This is a genomic window from Streptomyces sp. NBC_00872, from assembly GCF_045161915.1.
Classification (GTDB): domain Bacteria; phylum Actinomycetota; class Actinomycetes; order Streptomycetales; family Streptomycetaceae; genus Streptomyces.
Window position 1 is genome coordinate 4,084,439 of record NZ_CP108806.1, and the last position, 19,905, is coordinate 4,104,343.

General features: G+C 70.8%; 16 protein-coding genes. 2 read left to right on the plus strand and 14 right to left on the minus strand.

Features of this window, described 5'->3' with window-relative positions; genetic code table 11:
• Window positions 1-246: 246 nt before the first annotated feature.
• From topA to OG214_RS17485, 7 genes are all read right to left on the minus strand, one after another.
• Window positions 247-3,126 (minus strand): type I DNA topoisomerase, encoded by a 2,880-nt coding sequence (topA, locus tag OG214_RS17455; protein WP_363080470.1) that lies wholly within the window; start codon window positions 3,124-3,126, stop codon window positions 247-249.
• A 375-nt stretch (window positions 3,127-3,501) separates the two neighbouring features.
• Entirely contained in the window at window positions 3,502-3,699 is a 198-nt protein-coding gene (locus tag OG214_RS17460; protein WP_066950783.1) for a hypothetical protein, read from the minus strand.
• 379 nt (window positions 3,700-4,078) lie between these two features.
• Window positions 4,079-5,614: a methyltransferase gene (locus tag OG214_RS17465; RefSeq protein WP_405985230.1), complete on the minus strand. Its 1,536-nt coding sequence runs from the start codon at window positions 5,612-5,614 to the stop codon at window positions 4,079-4,081.
• Window positions 5,615-5,849: 235 nt separating this feature from the next.
• Entirely contained in the window at window positions 5,850-6,437 is a 588-nt protein-coding gene (locus OG214_RS17470; protein WP_365903544.1) for a small secreted protein, read from the minus strand.
• A 288-nt stretch (window positions 6,438-6,725) separates the two neighbouring features.
• Window positions 6,726-9,137 carry a sodium-translocating pyrophosphatase gene (locus tag OG214_RS17475; RefSeq protein WP_363080474.1) on the minus strand — a complete coding sequence of 804 codons (2,412 nt, stop codon included), beginning with the start codon at window positions 9,135-9,137 and terminating at the stop codon, window positions 6,726-6,728.
• A gap of 339 nt (window positions 9,138-9,476) precedes the next feature.
• Window positions 9,477-9,938 carry an ATP-binding protein gene (locus tag OG214_RS17480; protein WP_405985231.1) on the minus strand — a complete coding sequence of 154 codons (462 nt, stop codon included), beginning with the start codon at window positions 9,936-9,938 and terminating at the stop codon, window positions 9,477-9,479.
• 101 nt (window positions 9,939-10,039) lie between these two features.
• Window positions 10,040-10,393: an STAS domain-containing protein gene (locus OG214_RS17485; protein ID WP_003967428.1), complete on the minus strand. Its 354-nt coding sequence runs from the start codon at window positions 10,391-10,393 to the stop codon at window positions 10,040-10,042.
• A 79-nt stretch (window positions 10,394-10,472) separates the two neighbouring features.
• Here OG214_RS17485 and OG214_RS17490 point away from each other — a divergent pair, with 79 nt between their 5' ends.
• Entirely contained in the window at window positions 10,473-13,100 is a 2,628-nt protein-coding gene (locus OG214_RS17490) for a DEAD/DEAH box helicase (protein WP_405985232.1), read from the plus strand.
• A gap of 29 nt (window positions 13,101-13,129) precedes the next feature.
• On the opposite strand, the gene OG214_RS17495 is transcribed toward OG214_RS17490, so the two are convergent.
• The 7 genes from OG214_RS17495 to ssd all read right to left on the minus strand — a co-directional run bounded on the left by OG214_RS17495 (window position 13,130) and on the right by ssd (window position 18,196).
• Entirely contained in the window at window positions 13,130-13,495 is a 366-nt protein-coding gene (locus OG214_RS17495) for an Rv3654c family TadE-like protein (protein WP_363080477.1), read from the minus strand.
• Window positions 13,492-13,899 (minus strand): TadE family type IV pilus minor pilin, encoded by a 408-nt coding sequence (locus tag OG214_RS17500; RefSeq protein ID WP_363080478.1) that lies wholly within the window; start codon window positions 13,897-13,899, stop codon window positions 13,492-13,494. Before OG214_RS17500 ends, OG214_RS17495 begins: the two co-directional genes overlap by 4 nt.
• Entirely contained in the window at window positions 13,886-14,023 is a 138-nt protein-coding gene (locus OG214_RS17505; protein WP_237540801.1) for a DUF4244 domain-containing protein, read from the minus strand. The genes OG214_RS17500 and OG214_RS17505 overlap by 14 nt, the downstream gene beginning before the upstream one ends.
• A 240-nt stretch (window positions 14,024-14,263) precedes the next feature.
• Window positions 14,264-15,055: a type II secretion system F family protein gene (locus tag OG214_RS17510; protein WP_405985233.1), complete on the minus strand. Its 792-nt coding sequence runs from the start codon at window positions 15,053-15,055 to the stop codon at window positions 14,264-14,266.
• Complete coding sequence (locus OG214_RS17515) at window positions 15,052-15,942, minus strand: type II secretion system F family protein (protein ID WP_405985234.1); 891 nt, start codon at window positions 15,940-15,942, stop codon at window positions 15,052-15,054. Before OG214_RS17515 ends, OG214_RS17510 begins: the two co-directional genes overlap by 4 nt.
• Window positions 15,939-17,102 (minus strand): TadA family conjugal transfer-associated ATPase, encoded by a 1,164-nt coding sequence (locus tag OG214_RS17520; protein ID WP_405985235.1) that lies wholly within the window; start codon window positions 17,100-17,102, stop codon window positions 15,939-15,941. Before OG214_RS17520 ends, OG214_RS17515 begins: the two co-directional genes overlap by 4 nt.
• Window positions 17,099-18,196, minus strand: a complete 1,098-nt coding sequence (ssd, locus tag OG214_RS17525) for a septum site-determining protein Ssd (RefSeq protein ID WP_365903555.1) — start codon at window positions 18,194-18,196, stop codon at window positions 17,099-17,101. Before ssd ends, OG214_RS17520 begins: the two co-directional genes overlap by 4 nt.
• A gap of 511 nt (window positions 18,197-18,707) precedes the next feature.
• Here ssd and OG214_RS17530 point away from each other — a divergent pair.
• Window positions 18,708-19,544 (plus strand): HAD-IB family hydrolase, encoded by an 837-nt coding sequence (locus tag OG214_RS17530; protein ID WP_365903556.1) that lies wholly within the window; start codon window positions 18,708-18,710, stop codon window positions 19,542-19,544.
• The last annotated feature ends 361 nt before the right edge of the window (window positions 19,545-19,905 follow it).

Below are 19,905 nucleotides of genomic sequence, written 5' to 3' on the forward strand. Positions count from 1 at the left end.
GCGCACATACGTCCGGGTCGGTCGTCATCTGACCCCATAACGCCCGAAAAGCCCTACAGCGCCCCGCATCGTCCTATGACGATGCGCCGCGCCCGCGCCCGAACACCCCGCAGGGCCCGTGGACCTGCCCTGTCAGCGCCCCACTCGCCCCACTCGCCCCACCCGCCGAACGCGCCCAAGCCGTTCTACGCGCCCAGCCGCCCCACTCGCCGTACGCGTCCAGCCCGCCCACTCGCCGTACGCGCCCTACTCGTCCGTTTCCGCGGAGGACGCCGTCCGGGCAGTCGCCGTACCGGCGGACGACGTCCGAGCGGAAGCCGTCTTCGCGGACGCCGTCTTCTTGGCCGCCGCGGTCTTCGCCGTCGCGGTCGTCGTCTTCTTCGCCGCGGCCTTCTTCGCCGTCGTCGCCTTCTTGGCCGGAGCCTTCTTCGCCGGAGCCTTGGCCGCCTTCTTCGCGGTCTTCTTGGCCGGGCTCTTCGCCCGCTTCTCCGCGAGCAGCTCGTACCCGCGCTCCGGGGTGATCTCCTCGACGCTGTCCCCGGTCCGCAAGGTCGCGTTCGTCTCGCCGTCCGTGACATACGGCCCGAAACGGCCGTCCTTCACCACGACGGGACGCTCGCTCACCGGGTCCGTGCCCAACTCCTTCAGCGGCGGCTTGGCCGCGGCCCGTCCCCGCTGCTTGGGCTGCGCGTAGATCGCCAGCGCCTCGTCCAGCGTGATGCTGAAGAGCTGGTCCTCGCGCTCCAGCGACCGCGAGTCCGTGCCCTTCTTCAGATACGGGCCGTACCGGCCGTTCTGCGCGGTGATCTCGACACCCTCGGCGTCCTTGCCGACCACCCTCGGCAGCGACATCAGCTTCAGCGCGTCGTCGAGCGTGACCGTGTCCAGGGACATGGACTTGAAGAGGGAGGCGGTACGGGGCTTGACCGCGTTCTTGCCGGTCTTCGGGGTGCCGTCCGGCAGGATCTCCGTGACATAGGGACCGTACCGGCCGTCCTTCGCCACGATCTGATGACCGGTCACCGGATCGGCGCCCAGCTCGAAGTCACCGCTCGGCTTGGCGAGCAGTTCCTCCGCGTATCCGACCGTCAGTTCGTCGGGTGCCAGGTCCTCCGGCACATCGGCGCGCTGGTGGCCCTCCTCGTCCTTCTCCCCGCGCTCCACATACGGCCCGTACCGGCCGACGCGCAGCATGATGCCGTCGCCGACGGGGAAGGAGGAGATCTCGCGCGCGTCGATCGCTCCGAGGTCGGTGACCAGTTCCTTGAGACCGCCGAGGTGGTCCCCGTCGCCATTGCCTGCGCCCGACGCGAGACCCGCGTTGTCGTCGCCCTGCCCGAAGTAGAAACGCCTCAGCCACGGCACGGCCTGGGCCTCGCCCCGCGCGATACGGTCGAGGTCGTCCTCCATCCGGGCCGTGAAGTCGTAGTCCACCAGCCGGCCGAAGTGCTTCTCCAGCAGATTGACCACGGCGAAGGAGAGGAAGGACGGGACGAGCGCCGTGCCCTTCTTGAAGACATAGCCGCGGTCGAGGATGGTGCCGATGATCGAGGCATATGTCGACGGACGGCCGATCTCGCGCTCTTCCAGCTCCTTGACCAGCGAGGCCTCGGTGTAACGGGCCGGCGGCTTGGTCGCGTGGCCGTCGACCGACAGTTCCTCGGCGGTGAGCGCGTCGCCCTCGGCGACCTGCGGCAGCCGGCGCTCACGGTCGTCCAGCTCCGCGTTCGGGTCGTCCGCGCCCTCGACATACGCCTTCATGAAGCCGTGGAAGGTGATCGTCTTGCCGGAGGCGGAGAATTCCGCGTCCCGGCCGTCGCCTGCCGTCCCGCCGATCTTGACGGTGACGCTGTTGCCGACCGCGTCCTTCATCTGGGAGGCGACCGTCCGCTTCCAGATCAGCTCGTACAGCTTGAACTGGTCGCCGGTCAGACCCGTCTCCGCGGGAGTACGGAAACGGTCGCCCGAGGGACGGATCGCCTCGTGCGCCTCCTGCGCGTTCTTGACCTTGCCCGCGTACGTACGCGGCTTGTCCGGCAGATAGCTCGCCCCGTACAACTGCGTGACCTGCGCGCGGGCCGCCGAGACCGCCGTGTCCGAGAGGGTCGTGGAGTCCGTACGCATATAGGTGATGAAGCCGTTCTCGTACAGCTTCTGCGCGACCTGCATCGTGGACTTGGCCCCGAAGCCCAGCTTGCGCGAGGCCTCCTGCTGAAGAGTCGTCGTACGGAACGGGGCGTACGGGGAGCGGCGGTACGGCTTGGACTCGACCGAGCGGACCGTGAAGGCGGTGTCCGCCAGTGCGGCGGCGAGCGCCCGCGCGTTGGCCTCGTCCAGATGCAGCACCTGGTCGGACTTGAGCCGTCCGTCAGGACCGAAGTCACGGCCCTGGGCGACACGCCTGCCGTCGACCGCGTTCAGCCGGGCGACGAGCGAGGACGGGTCGGAGGCGTCTCCGGCCCGTCCGGTGGAGAACGTACCGGTCAGATCCCAGTACTCGGCGGAGCGGAACGCGATGCGCTCGCGCTCCCGCTCGACGACGAGCCGGGTGGCCACGGACTGCACACGGCCCGCGGAGAGGCCCCGCATGACCTTCTTCCACAGGACCGGCGAGACCTCGTAGCCGTAGAGACGGTCGAGGATACGGCGGGTCTCCTGCGCGTCGACCATCCGCGTGTTCAGCTCACGCGGGTTGGCGACGGCGGCCCGGATCGCGTCCTTGGTGATCTCGTGGAAGACCATCCGCTTGACCGGGACCTTGGGCTTGAGAACTTCCTGGAGGTGCCACGCGATGGCCTCGCCCTCGCGGTCCTCATCGGTGGCGAGGTAGAGCTCGTCGGATTCGGCCAGCAGCTCCTTGAGCTTTCTGACCTGGGCCCTCTTGTCGGCGTTGACGACATAGATCGGCTGGAAGTCGTGCTCGACGTCCACACCGAGGCGGCGCACCTCACCGGTGTACTTCTCGGGCACCTCCGCGGCGCCGTTCGGGAGGTCGCGGATGTGCCCGACGCTCGCCTCGACGACGTAGCCGGGGCCGAGGTACCCCTTGATCGTCTTCGCCTTGGCAGGCGACTCGACGATGACGAGTCGGCGGCCGCCGTGTGCGGTCTCGCTGGTCGGGGACAACTTCGCTCTTCTCTCCGGTCGACGCTCGGTGGGCCCGTACGGCAGTACGGCGCGGACGGCACGGCCGGGCGCGGACGGCCCAGCGGTGACGCTGCTTCGCTGCGGAGTGTGACGGTACAACCCGCCCCCGTGTCAAACGGCGAAAGCCCGCAACGGCCACTCGAACGGTAACCCGACTCCAGCCATTCCTGCCGCCCGGACCCCCATGCCCGTCGCGTCGGACCGCACCGGCCGTGCTTCGGCCGAGGCGCTCCGGGACGGTCGTGTCCGAGGGTGCCGAAACCCGTACGGTGCAGGTCCGGCGGCCCGGCGGCACTCCGCGCGGGTCTGTTCGATCATGACGCGGCAGTGCTGGTCCCGCTCCGGGGAAGAGGATCAGATACGACTGAAACACCACACGCCGAGGGCGAGAAAGACCACGCCCGAGAGTGTCGCGAGCGTGATGGACGCCGCAGGCCGCACTCCGTGGGCCACCGGTGCGCGGTGGAGCACGCGCGCCACCGTCCACAGCAGCAGTCCGGCACCGAACAGCGCGAATACCGCTCCCGCGAATACCGCCGGCCCGCTCTCCATGCCCGTACCTCGCTCCGCGCGTGGCGCCCGCCTCGGGGCACCAAGGATTCAGGGCCTGAGGCTGGCACCTCAGGGCGTCAGCGGCACGAACTCCTGGTGAACGCCACGAACGCGTTCACGGGCCCCGTGCCCTGCACAGGCCCCGGTGGGACGACTGCGACGCACGCGCCCGCGCGGGGCGCGGGGCACGGGCAATCGGTCCTGTCCCACCGCGCGAGAGAGGGGCTGCGGCACCCGGAAGTGCTGCGGAGCGCAGGACGGCCACGGCACCCGGATGTGCCACCGCGCGCCGGACGGCCGCAGCGCCCAGGGGCGGGCCGACAGGCCCTGTCGGCACCTGGGCGCACGTCGCGCGGCGGCGGTCCGCACGGCGGTCATGTCAGAGCGAAGTCGGTGCCGGTTCCAGGAAACCCTCCTCCACCAGCAGCCGGATCGCCTGGGGCGTCCGGTCCCTGAGCAGTACCGGATCCTCCTGCATGAGCTGGGCGATCGCGTCCAGGATCCGTCCGGCGCTCAGCCTCCCGTCACAGACCCCGGCGAACCCTGCGGCCACCGCGTCGACCTTCGTGGCCCGCCGCATACCCCGGTGCTGCCGCAGCACCACATGCTCGGGATCCTCGGCACCCGGCAGCCCCACCTGTTCCTGGACGACCTCGGGCGCCAGAAGGAAATGGCCGGCCAGAAGGCCCGCGTCATCGTGCGCGCGCAGATAGTCCTGCCGCTCGAAGTGGGCCCGTACGGTCTCGCCGAGCGGCTGCTCGACCGGGTGCGGCCACTCCTCCACGACGATCGACTGCCGCTCGGCGCCCGTCTTCCTGAGCGTGATCCAGCCGAAGCCGACCGCCTTGGTCTTGCGGGCCTCGAACTCGTCCAGCCACGCTTCGTACCGCGCGGCGTACTCCTCCGGGTCCTCGTGGTGGTCGCCGCCGTCGCGCAGCCACAGCTCCGCGTACTGCGTCACGTCCTGGACCTCCCGCTGCACGATCCAGGCGTCGCAGCCGGCCGGCACCCAGGAACGCAGCCGCTGCTCCCACTCCTCCCCTTCCACGTGCTGCCAGTTGGCGAGGAAATGCGCGAATCCCCCTTCGCGCAGCCGCTCGCCGGTCTGCTGGACGAGCGTGCGGCACAGATCGTCCCCGCCCATCCCGCCGTCCCGGTAGGTCAGCCGGGCGCCGGGCGAGATGACGAACGGCGGGTTGGAGACGATCAGGTCGTACGTCTCGTCCCCCACGGGCTCGAAGAGCGAGCCCTCGCGCAGTTCGACCTCCGGCGCGCCGGAGAGTGCCAGTGTCAGCCGCGTGAAGCCGAGGGCCCGCGGATTGAGATCGGTGGCGGTGACCCGTACGGCGTGCTGGGCCGCGTGCAGGGCCTGGATACCGGAGCCGGTGCCGAGGTCGAGTGCCCTCTCGACGGGTGTCCGTACGGTGATCCCCGCCAGGGTCGTGGAGGCCCCGCCCACTCCGAGCACGACCCCCTCGTCATGGCCGCTCGCGCCCGACGCACCCCCGACGGCGAGCCCCCGGTCGGAGACGATGAACCAGTCCTGGCCCTCCGGCCCGCCGTACGGCCGGACGTCCACCGTCGCGTGGACCTCCTGCCCGTCCCGCCGGGCCTCCTGTCCGTCCTGCCCGTCCCGTACGAGCCAGCCGTCGGCCAGCGCCTCCTCCAACGGCAGCGCGGCCGCCGCACGCTCCTCCGGAACCGGCTTCTGGAGCAGAAAGAGCCGTACGAGCGTTTCGAGCGGGGTGTCGCCGCGGGTGGCGCGCAGCGCGGGCACGGTCTCACTGCGGGCCAGCGCGGCGTACGCGGGCGCGCCGAGCAGGTCGAGCAGGCCGTCAACGGTGAAATCGGCGGCGAGCAGTGCCGCACGGAGTCGGGGCGAGTGGTCGGGCGCGGGAAGGCTGGTCGTACTCACCCGCCCATTGTGGCGGCTCCCACTGACAACGGCCCGCGGCCCGGTCCCTCCGTTCGGGGGACCGGGCCGCGGTGTCGTGTTCGAGAGCGTCCAAGAGCGGATGTCGCGGACCGCCGCCCATCGCCTGACGGCGGCGACGATACGGACGGTTTCCGACTGTCTCTGGCTGTTTCCGACGGATTCCGGAGGATTCTGATGTTTCCTGCCGGAGAATCCCGATGTTTCTTGAGGGTTCCTAGCCGCCGTTCACCGACGAGCCGGTCGCCCCGGCGCTGGTCGGCGGTGTCTTCTGGCACCCGGTCTGCTTCGCCATCGCCTTGCCGACGGCGCCGGACTGGAGCTTCTGGAGCGCCTTGTCGCCGCTCCTGCTGAGCTTGTCCAGCTCGTCCGCGACGCCCTTGAGACCGTCGGCGAAGTCCGCCTGGTCCTTCGTGTCGAGCTCGTCGACCTTCTGCTGGAGACCCGCGTACGCCGTGGAGGTGGCGTTGAGTTCCTTGACGGCCTCCTGCTGAGTCTTCTCGCCGTCGGTGACGGGCGGGGCGCCCGCGCTGTTCACGGCGGAGCCCAGCGCCTTGTAGGCGCCGGAGATGGACTGGAAGGCCGCGGAGTCGGTCCTCTGGACATCGATGGGCTTGGTGCTGTCCGAGGTCGCCTGCTGGATGGAGGTGTTGGCGGCCCCGATCTTCTTCAGCTCGGGCTGAACCTGGTCGCAGACCTTCTTGGCCCAGTCGTTCACCTTGCTCTCGCTGTCGTCACTGCAACCGGACAGCGTCATGAGCAGTACCGCACCGCCGGACAGCGCGGCCACAAGCTTCTTGTTCACCGGATGGTCCCTTCCAAGGCTCTCGGCCCCGGAACATACACGCCAAGTGGGCGACAACCGTGTCCAGGTCGCGCGGTCTGTGCACCATTGCAGCCATTTGCACCAAGGGAGAGACACCTCACGCGCACCGTGCGTTCCCGGGAACGCCGACGGGCGGACGGCGCGTCCCTCCGCGCCGCCCGCCCGCACACCCCCTACAGGCCACTACAAGGCCACGGCCCCCGACACATACGGTCACGGGCCGCGGCCCGTACGATCACGGGCCCCGAGGCGCCGTCCGACCGGCCGTCATGACGCCACGGCCGGGTCCGGCGACTTCTCCGTTCCGCCGCCAGGGCCGTCCCCGCCGCTGCCGTCCCCGCCGTCCACCGTCACCGAGCGCCGCTTGGAGACATAGACGGCCCCGATGATGACAGCCAGCGCGAGCACGGCCACCACGGCGCGGATGCCCGCGCTGGCGTCACTCCCGTAACTGAACTGCACGACCGCGGGCGCGATGAGCAGCGCCACCAGGTTCATCACCTTGAGAAGCGGGTTGATGGCGGGACCCGCCGTGTCCTTGAACGGGTCTCCGACCGTGTCCCCGATCACCGTCGCGGCATGGGCGTCGCTGCCCTTGCCGCCGTGGTGCCCGTCCTCGACCAGCTTCTTGGCGTTGTCCCAGGCGCCGCCGGAGTTGGCCAGGAAGACGGCCATCAGGGTGCCGGTGCCGATCGCGCCGGCCAGGAACGAGCCGAGCGCCCCGACCCCGAGCGAGAAGCCCACCGCGATCGGGGTGAGGACGGCGAGCAGACCGGGTGTGGCCAGCTCGCGCAGCGCGTCCTTGGTGCAGATGTCGACCACGCGCCCGTACTCCGGCTTCTCGGTGTAGTCCATGATCCCGGGATGCTCGCGGAACTGCCGCCGCACCTCGTAGACCACCGAACCGGCCGACCGCGACACCGCGTTGATCGCCAGTCCGGAGAAGAGGAAGACGACCGCGGCGCCGAGGATCAGCCCCACCAGATTGTTGGGCTGGGAGATGTCCAGACTGAGCGTCAGCTCGCCGGCGACGGCTCCCACATCCGCGACGGCCGTGGCGATGGCGTCGCGGTACGAGCCGAAGAGTGCCGCCGCGGCGAGTACGGCCGTGGCGATGGCGATGCCCTTCGTGATGGCTTTCGTGGTGTTGCCGACGGCGTCGAGGTCGGTGAGCACCTGAGCGCCCGCGCCCTGGACGTCGCCGGACATCTCGGCGATGCCCTGGGCGTTGTCGGAGACCGGGCCGAAGGTGTCCATGGCGACGATGACGCCCACGGTGGTGAGCAGCCCGGTGCCGGCCAGCGCCACCGCGAAGAGGGCGAGCATGATCGATGTACCGCCGAGCAGGAACGCCCCGTACACCGCCAGGCCGATCAGCAGCGCGGTGTAGACGGCGGACTCCAGACCGATGGCGATGCCCGCGAGCACCACGGTGGCGGGACCGGTCAGGGCGGACTTGCCGATGTCCCTGACCGGGCGCCTGGTGGTCTCGGTGAAGTAGCCCGTGAGCTGCTGGATCAGGGCGGCGAGCACGATACCGATGGCGACCGCGACCAGGGCCATCACGCGCGGATCGCCGCTGTGCGTGAGAATCTCCTGGTCGTCCACTCCGTCCAGTCCGGCGTACGAGGATGGCAGATAGACGAAGACCGCCACGGCCACCAGGGCGAGCGAGATCACCGCGGAGATGAAGAAGCCGCGGTTGATGGCGCTCATACCGCTGCGGTCGGAGCGGCGCGGGGCCACCGCGAAGATACCGATCATCGCCGTGACCACCCCGATCGCGGGAACGATCAGCGGGAAGGCGAGCCCGAAGTCCCCGAACGCCGCCTTGCCGAGGATGAGCGCGGCGACCAGCGTCACGGCGTACGACTCGAACAGGTCCGCGGCCATACCCGCGCAGTCCCCGACGTTGTCGCCCACGTTGTCCGCGATGGTCGCGGCATTACGGGGATCGTCCTCGGGAATGCCCTGCTCCACCTTGCCGACCAGGTCCGCGCCGACATCGGCGGCCTTGGTGAAGATCCCGCCGCCGACTCGCATGAACATGGCGATCAGCGCGGCGCCGAGTCCGAAGCCCTCCAGCACCTTGGGCGCGTCGGCGGCGTAGACGAGGACCACACAGGAGGCACCGAGCAGACCGAGGCCCACCGTGAACATCCCGACCACACCGCCCGTACGGAATGCGATCTTCATGGCCTTGTGGGAAACGGCCGTGAGATCTTTTTCCGGCTCGCCCTCCGCCGGTGTCGCCTCGCGCGCCGCCGCGGCGACCCGCACATTGCTGCGTACGGCAAGGCGCATGCCGATGTAACCGGTGGCCGCCGAGAAAAGCGCACCCACCAGGAAGAACAGCGAACGTCCCGCGCGCTGCGACCAGTTGTCCGCCGGCAGCAGCATCAGCAGGAAGAACACCACGACGGCGAAGACGCCGAGGGTACGCAACTGCCGGGCCAGATAGGCATTCGCGCCTTCCTGTACGGCCGCCGCGATCTCTTTCATCGAATCCGTGCCCTCGCCGGCCGACAGGACCTGGCGCACCAGGAGCTGGGCGACGAACAGAGCCGCCAGCGCGACAACCGCGATGACGATCACGATGAGCCGATTGTCGTCCGTGAGTATCGCGGCCGCGAGAGAAGTGGGGTGTTCGGACAGTTGTGGATGGAAGTGCCCCGCCATTCGTCCTCCTTGACGCTCAGCGTTCAAGATGGACGGATTGTAGGGAGCAGAACCTGATCAAAACAGAGCACGCCACATGTAATCGACCTTGACTTATCCGCACACAAATGGTCACACCGAAAACACGTAATGGTATAAACACATTGATAAAATGATCGACGATCTTCTGCGAAATAAGAAAGGCCCTGCTCAGCAGGGCCTTTCGAGGTGGGGCAATGGCGAAATTCGATCAATGCGTCCCGACAGTCCGATCAGAACATCCTCGCGATTCGATCAGGGCATCGCGACAGTTCGACCAGGGCAGCGTGACGGATCGGCCAGGGCAACATGGCGGTCCGATCAGGACAGCGTGACGGCCGTCGTCGTCGGCCAGCTCATCCGGATGACCCCGCCGTCGTCTCCCGTGGTGACTTCCACATCGTCGACGAGGCCGCTGATGACCGCGAGCCCCATCTCGTCCTCGCCCTCGGCGTCGCCGTCGTACAGATCGCCCGAGGACGCCCCCTCGGGCGCGTCCGAGGCCGCACCACCAGCGGCACCGCCGCCTGTGCCGGTGACGCCGTCGCCGACCTCGATGGAGAAGTTCTTCTCGTCCTCGGTCAGCACGACTCTCACCGGGGCGGTGATGCCATGGCTACGGTGCAGCCCGACCGCCCGGCTGCATGCTTCACCGACCGCGAGTCTGACCTCGTCCAACACTGCTTCGTCGACCCCGGCCCGGCGCGCCACGGCGGCCGCCACCAGACGGGCCGTCCTGACGTGTTCGGGCTGGGCGCTGAAGCGCAGTTCAACGGTGGCCATGCGATCCCCCTCGAACGTACGAGCGTGCGAACTCACGAGCGAGGGCATCCGGGCGAAACGCCCGGTGCCTCTGCCCCTCTTCCGGAAGGCTGTGGCCGACCTCAGTCGGTGGCCGCCACGGCCTCGTCGACCGTGGTGTGGATCGGGAACACCTTGGTGAGGCCGGTGATCCGGAAGATCTTGAGAATGCGCTCCTGGTTGCAGACCAGACGCAGCGAGCCCTCATGGGCCCGCACTCGCTTCAGGCCACCCACGAGCACGCCGAGACCGGTCGAGTCCAGGAAGTCCACACCCTCCATGTCGACAACCAGGTGGTAGCTGCCGTCGTTCACCAACTCGACCAACTGCTCGCGCAGCTTGGGCGCGGTATACACATCAATCTCGCCACCGACCTCGACGACCGTACGGTCGCCACCAGGGCCGGACACATTGCGAGTCGACAGGGACAGGTCCACGGATCCTCCAGCACCTTGCTATCGAGCGGTCGCCCCTCGGGTCTCCCCTACGGAGCCAGGGGACGTATCGCCAGCCGCGATGGCATTCAATCACTTACCAGCAGTCGCGCACGACGCCTTGAGCCCATTGTCCGTCACACCAGTGACACACTCGATGCCGATGGCCAGGAATCCATGCCCCAGCGGGCCCCCCGCGACCGGGGGCGAGCGACCCTCCCCCGGTACGGTCCTCGACCGGCTCGCCGCGGGAGCGGGCCGGGCTGCGCGCATCACCCATACGGAGCACCTGCCCCCGCGGGCGGGACGTCATGCCGTCTGGCCCGATCGCATCAGACCAGAAGTGATCAACGCCATTCAGCAGGCCGGGATCGACCATCCGTGGGCCCACCAGGCGCTCGCCGCCGAGCACGCCCTGGACGGCGAATCGGTCGTCATCGCCACCGGAACCGCCTCCGGCAAGTCCCTCGCCTATCTCGCTCCCGTGCTGTCCACGCTCCTCGACGGCTCGGAGGCCGCCAACGGCCGGGGCACGACCGCGCTCTATCTCGCGCCGACCAAGGCGCTCGCCGCCGACCAGCGCCGCGCCGTCAGAGCGCTCGCCGAGCCGCTCGGCAACCGCGTACGTCCCGCCGTCTACGACGGTGACACCCCCGTCGAAGAGCGTGAATGGGTCCGGCAGTACGCCAACTACGTGCTGACCAACCCGGACATGCTGCACCGGGGCATACTCCCGTCCCATCCCCGCTGGTCCTCCTTCCTGCGCTCCCTGCGCTATGTCGTCGTCGACGAGTGCCACACCTACCGCGGCGTCTTCGGCTCACACGTCGCCCAGGTGCTGCGGCGACTCCGCCGTGTATGCGCCCGCTACGGAGCGAATCCGGTCTTCCTGCTCGCCTCGGCCACCGCCGCGGAACCCGCCGTGTCCGCCGGCCGGCTCACCGGGCTGGCCGTCCAGGAGGTCGCCGACGACGCCTCACCGCGCGGCGAACTCGTCTTCGCCCTCTGGGAGCCCCCGCTCACCGAGCTCCACGGCGAGAAGGGGGCTCCCGTCCGCCGTACGGCCACGGCGGAGACCGCCGACCTCCTCACCGACCTGACCGTCCAGGGCGTTCGTACGGTCGCCTTCGTACGCTCCCGGCGCGGCGCCGAGCTCATCTCCGTGATCGCCCAGGAACGTCTGGCCGAGGTGGACCGCTCCCTGGCCCGCCGGGTCGCCGCCTACCGCGGCGGCTACCTCCCCGAGGAGCGCCGCGCCCTGGAGAACGCGCTGCACTCCGGCGAGCTTCTCGGTCTCGCCGCCACCACCGCCCTGGAGCTGGGCATCGATGTCTCGGGGCTGGACGCCGTCCTCATCGCCGGCTACCCCGGCACCCGCGCCTCGCTCTGGCAGCAGGCGGGGCGCGCCGGCCGCGCCGGGCAAGGAGCGCTGGCCATCCTCGTCGCCCGGGACGATCCGCTGGACACGTTCCTCGTCCACCACCCCGAGGCGCTGTTCCAGCGGCCTGTCGAATCCACCGTCCTCGACCCGGACAACCCGTACGTCCTCGCCCCCCATCTCTGCGCCGCCGCCGCCGAACTCCCGCTCACCGAGGACGATCTGACGCTCTTCGGCCCGGCCGTCCCCGATCTGCTGCCGCAGCTCGAAACCGCCGGACTGCTGCGCCGCCGTGCCTCCGGCTGGTACTGGACCCGCCGGGAGCGGGCCGCCGACCTCACCGACATCCGGGGTGAGGGCGGCAGTCCCGTCCAGATCGTCGAGGCCGCGACCGGCCGGCTGCTGGGCACGGTCGACGAGGCCGCCGCCCACACCGCGGTCCACGACGGCGCCGTCCATCTCCACCAGGGCCGGACCTATCTGGTGAAGCGGCTCGATCTGGCCGATTCGGTCGCCCTGGTCGAGGAGGCCGCCCCGCCGTACTCCACCACCGCCCGTGACACCACCGCCATCTCCGTACTCGAAACCGACACCGAGATCCCCTGGGGCGACGGACGCCTCTGCTACGGCTCCGTCGAGGTCACCAACCAGGTCGTCTCCTTTCTGCGCCGCAGGCTCATCACCGGCGAGGTGCTCGGCGAGAGCAAGCTCGATCTGCCGCCACGGACGCTCCGCACCCGGGCCGTGTGGTGGACGGTCACCGAGGACCAGCTCGACCGGGCACGGGTCAATCCGGAGCAGCTCGGCGGCGCGCTGCACGCGGCCGAGCACGCCTCGATCGGGATGCTCCCGCTCTTCGCCACCTGCGACCGCTGGGACATCGGCGGGGTGTCCGTCCCGCTCCACCCGGACACCCTGCTGCCGACGGTCTTCGTGTACGACGGCCATCCAGGCGGCGCGGGCTTCGCGGAACGGGCCTTCCGGACGGCCCGGGAGTGGCTCTCGGCCACCCGCGAGGCCATCGCCTCCTGCGAGTGCGACGCCGGCTGTCCGTCCTGCATCCAGTCCCCCAAGTGCGGCAACGGCAACGATCCCCTGCACAAGCGGGGAGCCGTTCGGCTCCTGACCGAGCTGCTCAGCTCGGCCCCGGATCCGGACGCCCCGGAGAGCCCCCGGGACCCGGACGGTCCGCGGGACCCCGCGCCCCCAGCGGTCCCGGTGGTCTCGGCAGCCCCGAGGACTTTGGCCGCCCCGGCGGTCTCAGGGGCGGCGGCCGAGACGGTCGCGCCCTCCGTGGAGCAGCCGTCGGGCAGCGGAGGCTCGTACTCGTAACGAGGGCCCGCCGCCGAGCAGCCGTCATCTCATGGCACGGCCTCCCCGGCTCCGGGCGGGGGTGTCGCGAGCGGCGGGCCCGCGCGGGCCCTGACCGTCGGGACGTACGGTCCGAAGGGCGCCCGAGCCGTCACATCCGCGATGCCCCCGCTCAGCCCGCACCTCACCACCTCCGCCCCCTGTGCCGATGCCACGGCGGCCGCCCGGCGGCAGGCGTCCGTCTGCCCGAGCAGCGCGTGATCGGCCGCAGCGAGGGCCGCCAGATCCGCCGCGGCAGCCGCCCGGTGGCGGGCGACGACCGCCTGTCCCATGGCGAGCACCACCGCGAACACCACGCACATCGTGGTGGCCGCCATGGCCGCCCACACCGTCGCCGCGCCCCGGTCCCTGGTCATGGCACCACCACGGCCGGCACCGGGCCTCCCATGCCGTCTCCAGAGGCGTCCAGGGCGTCCTCGGCCGACGCGGCGGCCTCCGCCGTGAGCGTCACGCCCAGTCCGCCCGTCCCCGGCGTCGGGGCCTCCACCCGCGCCCGCCACAGATCCCCCTCGCGCTCCAGCGTGACCCTCGCGCCGTCGGGGGCCGTCGAGCGCCCTGCTTCCAGCGCCGCGGACCTTGGCTCGGACCGGGCGGCGGCCCGCGCCACCGCCCGTGCCGCGTCCACGCACTGGATCTGCGCGGAGGCCGCCGTCAGAGCCCAGACCAGGGCCATCGTGAACACCACCAACGCCGGCACGGCCACGGCCGCCTCCGCCGTCACGGACCCCCGCTCGAAACGCACGGCCTCAGATCTGCGCATGGAGCGCCTTCCCGATCACCGACTCCAGCGCGGCCGAGACGGACCCGCTCGTGACCACCTTGTAGAGCACGGCCGCGAGCGCGCAGGCCGCGATGGTCGCCACGGCGTACTCGGACGTGGCCATCCCCGTGTCAGCGCGGAGCCGCCCCGGCCATGCCCGCCTCATCCGTCCCCACCGGTTCACGCGGCCCGTCAGTCCGGTTCGTCCTGTCCATCCGATCCACGTCATCAGTGCCGTCCGGATCGTCCGGCCTGTCCGTCGCACAGTCATCCACATGTCTGCCTCCCCGTAGAGATCGCTCAGAGACCTGAAAGCTCAAAGAGCTGAAAGAAGATCCACTCGCATTACCGGCCCGCAGGAATCTCAGTTGCCCTTCAGCAGCCCGCTCGCGAGGCCGATGAGCACCGGCACCACCCCCACCGTCAGAAAGGCGGGCAGGAAGCAGAGCCCCACCGGCGCGGTGATCAACACCTGGGCCCGCTGGGCCCTGGCCAGGGCGGCTCGTGACCGCTCCGCCCTGAAGCCTTCGGCCAGCCGGGACACCGGCTCCGCGGCCGGCGCGCCCGTGGCCGCCGCCCGCTCCAGACAGCGGGCCAGCCCGGCCGCGCCCGGTATCGCCCCGAGCCGTCCCCACGCCTCCGCCGGTTCGCCGCCGAGCCGCAGCTCGGCCGCCGTCCGCGCCAGCCGGTCCCCCACGGGCCCGCCCAGCGACTCACCCACCGCCTCCGCCGCCTCACGGGGACCGGCCCCCGCGGCGAGGCAGGCTGCCAGCAGATCTGCGGCGAGCGGCAGTTGACGGACGGTCTCACCGGCCAGGGTGCCGTCGTCCGGCTTCCGGGTGCGCAGCCATCTCCGTACCCCGTACGCCCCCGCGAGCCCCACGAGCAGGCCGGCCGCCCCACCGACCAGGACACAGCCGATGACGGCCGCGCAGAACGGCGGGCCCCAGCGCCGCGCCCAGGCCCCGATCTGCGGCCGTGCTCGCCGGCGTCCGACCTCGACCGCCGACAGGCCGTCCTCGACCGCCAGCAGGGCCGCCAGCCTCCCGCGTACGCGCCGTTCGCGCCGTAGAGCCGCCACCGCCAGCACGGCGCAGCCGAGGGCGGCGAGGGCCGGGACCACTGCCCACAGCCTGTGGACGACGTCGTGGCTCATGACGCCTCCCCCGCCCGCACGATCCGGACGGCCCACCACAGGCCCGCGCCCTCCAGCGCTCCGCCCACCGCCAGCAGTCCCCAGCCGGCCGGGGTGTGGAGCAGCACCCGCAGCGGGTCCGCGCCCAGAGCCCAACCCAGCAGCAGACCCACCGCCGGAAGCACCGCGAGCAGCGCGACCGTCGACCAGGCGCCGGTCAGCTGGGCCCGTAACGCTTCCCGTCGCTCCCGCTCGGCCCGCAGCGCCGCCTCCAGCCGGTCCAGCCCCGCGGCGAGCCCCGCCCCGCCGTCCACGGCCACCCGCCAGCAGGCGGCGAGCCCCACGAGCCCGTCAGCGCCCGGCTCTCGGGCCGCCAGGCGCAGGGCGTCCGGTACGTCGCCGCCGAACCGCACGGCGGCGAGCACGGCGGCCTCAGTGCCTCCCAGCCCGCCCGTGGCCCCCGAGGCGACCAGCAGGGCCTGCGCGGGCTGGAGACCGGCCCTCAGCTCGCCCGCCGCCGTGCCGCACAGCGCGACGACCCCGTCGGCCCGCCGCTCCCGCGATCTCCTCCGCCCCCGTGACCGCAGGCTCCGCCTCATCAGCGGCACCGCCAGTGCGCCCCCGATCAGCGACAGCACCGAGTCCCCCAGCACGGCGAGCACCAGTGCGGGCGGCAGACAGAGCCACTCCCGCCCCAGACTTCGCACCCGCCCCCATGCCCTGGCCGTCCAGCGCCGCCACCGAGGAACCCCCGGCCCGGTGTCGCCCAGCCCGTCGCCGCCCCCGCCGTCCCCGAACAGCAGGACGGCCCGGCGCAGCCCGCGCGCGTGCCCGACCGTCAGCCAGGCCGCGGCCCCCGCGCACAGGGCCACCGCGCCCACCCAGAGCGCCGTCCACACGGCCGTCACAGCGCACCGCCGATCCGCGCCCGCAGCCGTGGCCAGCCCCGCTCGTACGCGAAGGCCTCGGCGCCCCAGCGAAGCGCGGGCACCGGCGCCACCAACCCCGCGGTGTCCCGCTCCAGCACATGCACCTCGGCGATCCTCCGGCGCCCGTCGCGATCCCTCACCAGATGGATCACGGCCGAGAGCGCGGCGGCCAACTGGCTGTGCAGCGCCGCCCGGTCGAGGCCCGCCGCCGTCCCCAGGGCCTCCAACCGCGCGGGCACATCCGCCGCCGTATTGGCGTGCACGGTGCCGCAGCCGCCCTCGTGGCCCGTGTTCAGAGCAGCCAGCAATTCGGTGACCTCATGGCCTCTGACCTCGCCGACGACCAGCCGGTCCGGCCGCATCCGCAGTGCCTGCCGGACCAGATCCCGCAGCTCCACCAGTCCCGCGCCCTCCTGGTTCGCCGACCGGCCCTCCAGCCGCACCACATGCGGGTGGTCGGGCCTCAACTCCGCGGAGTCCTCAGCCAGTACGATCCGTTCGCGCGGCCCGACCAGACCGAGGAGGCTGGACAGGAGAGTGGTCTTTCCTGTGCCCGTGCCGCCGCTGATCAGAAACGACAGCCGCGCCTCGATCAGCGCCCGCAGAACCCGCTCACCGCCTGGTGGCACCGTCCCCGCCTCGGTCAGTTCACCCAGTGAGAACGCCGTGGGCCGCACCACTCGCAGCGAGAGATACGTCGAGCCGACCGCCACCGGCGGCAGTACCGCGTGCATACGGGTCCCGTCGGGAAGCCGGGCGTCCACCCAGGGCCGCGCGTCGTCCAGTCGCCGCCCGGCCACCGCGGCAAGCCGCTGCGCCAGCCTCCGTACGGAGGCGGCGTCCGCGAACGACACGGTGGTCAGCTCCAGCCCGCCGCCCCGGTCCACCCACACCCGGTCGGGTGCGGAGACCAGCACATCGGTCACCGACGGGTCGGCGAGAAGCGGCTCCAGCGGCCCCGTCCCCACCAGCTCGCACCGCAACTCCTCGGCGGCGCCCAGCACTTCCGTGTCCCCCAGCAGCCGCCCCTGGGCCCGTAAGGCGGCGGCCACCCTCGCCGGCGTCGGATCCGCCCCGCTCGCCGCGAGCCGCTGCCGTACGGCGTCGAGCAGCCCGACCCCGGCCGTGCCCGCGGTCATGACGCCACACTCCCGTCCCCGGCCAGGGCCCGCTCCCAGAAGGCCGTACAGAACGTGGCCAGCGGTCCGCGCGCCCGGGAGCCCGGCGGCGCTCCGCCGTCCTGGTCCTGCGACAGACCCGCTTCCAGGGGCAGTTCGCCCACGAGCGGGAGCCTCAGCGCGTCGGCGATCCACCGCTCATCCAGCCCGGCCGCGTACGGACCGCGGACCACCGCCCGCAGATCCTGGAGCACCATGCTCACCGCCGAGGCGACCCGGCGGGCCGCCGCGACCGCCCGCAGTTCGGCCGGCACCAGCAGCAGCCCCAGATCGAGCTGCGCCAGCGCCTCCGCCACGGCCTCGTCGACCCGGCGCGGCAGATCCACCACCACGACGCCACCGCCTCTGCGGGCGGCGGCGAGCACCGACCGCATGGCTTCCGGCCGGATCACCACCGAGTCCCCGCGATCCCAGCTCAGCACCCGCAGCTCATGGAGGCGGGGCAGCGACTCCTCCAGCGCTCCGCCGGCGACCCGCCCTTTGGACGCCGCGAAATCCGGCCAGCGTCTGCCCTGTGTCTGCTCCCCGCCGAGCAGCACATCGAGCCCGCCACCGAGGGGATCTCCGTCGATGAGCATCGTGCGCCGGCCGCTCCGCGCGGCGGTCACGGCCAGGGCGCAGGCCAGCGTCGAGGCCCCGGCGCCGCCGCGCCCGCCGATCACGCCGACTGTCAGCGCCTGCCTGCCCACGCCCTCGGCGGCGTCCGCGATCCGGTCGACGAGCCAGCTCTCCGCGTCGGGCAGCCGCAGCACACAGTCGGCGCCGATCTCCACCGCCCGCCGCCATACGTCGGGGTCGTCCTGATCCCGCCCGACGAGCATCACGCCCCGTCTGCGGGTGGCACCGCGGCAGCGGGCCGCCGCGTCGTCCCCGACGAGCACCATCGGCGCGTCGTCCCAGCATTCCGCGCGCTCCGGCACCGAATGGTGCACTTCGGGCTCCGCGCCCGCCGCGGCACACAACCGCAGCAGATCGTCGAGCAGCTCCACATCCTCGGTGACGATCAGCGGTCCCGTCCCGCGTCCTTCGGTCACATGCGACCGGTCGGATGTCATGGATCCAGCCACGATCTCCGCCCCCTATCTATCCACGCCTCGATCCGGAACTGCGAACGCCTCTCGCGATCTCGCACTCATCCGGTATCGGCGATTCCGGCTTCCGTGAACTTCATGACGGGAATCACCGTGCAGCGGAACGGGAAATCGTGTGGATCTTGCTCGAAAACTGTGGACAACTCACCAGTTGTGAATATCCCGCTCGCTCATACCGGTGACTTCCGGAGAGCAGCGCATCGGCTACGCACAGTGACGCATATACATGGGGAGAGGCCGCCGCACAGAGCCATCGAGGAGAGGGGGACGGCGTGCTGGAGAGCCCAAAACGCGTCCGGACATGCGACGACCCCCGCCGGGGGGGAGAGCGGGGGTCGTCCCCACGGCCGACTCGGGGGGGGAGGAGCCGGACCGGGTTAGCACGGTCGCGAACGATCCGTGACTTCCATGGTGTACCCGACAGCCTTCTCAGGCAAACCCACGCGCCCGAGCTTACGCCGAATGGTGGGCGCATATGCTCGGCGTCGTGGAAAACCACTCCTTGCCGCGCACAGCAGCCTTCTTTGACCTGGACAAGACGGTCATTGCGAAGTCATCGACGCTGACCTTCAGCAAGTCCTTCTACCAAGGCGGTCTGATCAACCGCCGCGCCGTACTGCGCACCGCATACGCGCAGTTCGTCTTCCTCGCGGGAGGCGCCGATCACGACCAGATGGAACGGATGCGGGAGTACCTCTCCGCGCTCTGCAAAGGCTGGAACGTCCAGCAGGTCAAAGAGATCGTCGCCGAGACACTGCACGACCTGATCGACCCGATCATCTACGACGAGGCCGCCTCCCTCATCGAGGACCATCACATCGCGGGCCGCGATGTGGTGATCGTCTCCACCTCCGGCGCGGAGGTCGTCGAGCCCATCGGCGAGCTGCTCGGAGCCGACCGGGTGGTGGCCACCCGGATGGTCGTCGGTGACGACGGCTGTTTCACGGGCGAGGTGGAGTACTACGCGTACGGCCCGACCAAGGCCGAGGCGATCAAGGCACTCGCCGAGTCCGAGGGGTACGACCTGTCCCGCTGTTACGCGTACAGCGATTCCATCACCGACGTGCCGATGCTCCAGTCGGTCGGCCACCCGTACGCGGTCAACCCGGACCGCGCGCTACGCCGTGAGGCACTGGCTCGGGATTGGCCGGTTCTCGTCTTCAACCGGCCCGTCCGGCTCAAGCAGCGACTGCCCGCCTTCTCCATGCCGCCCCGCCCGGCACTGGTAGCGGCGGCGGCCGTGGGCGCGGCGGCAGCGACAGCCGGGCTGGTCTGGTACGCCAGCCGGCGCCGCCAGTCCACCCTCGCGTGACCGGTCAACCGCGCGTGGGCGGCGGCCATCGCGTCCGAGCGGAAATCGCCCCGATCAACCACCTCGCCGGAAACCGTCACACGCATGACCGTTTCATCCTTGTTTGAAGCTAAAAGTAAAGAAGTAAAGCCAAGGGTTTCGCATTGCTCCGCGCAGGAGTAGAAAGGATTCAACGGCCCGCGAGACCAAGGACATCCGAGAGGATCACCAGTTAACGCATAAGGCCCCACGGACCGAAGCATGGACACCGGGAACCCACGCGACGTCGACCCGTCGATTACGGGCCAGCCACACCAGGTGACGGGCAAAGCACCCGACCTGATGGGCAACACAACGAGGACGCCTGGTAACTCGGTGGACA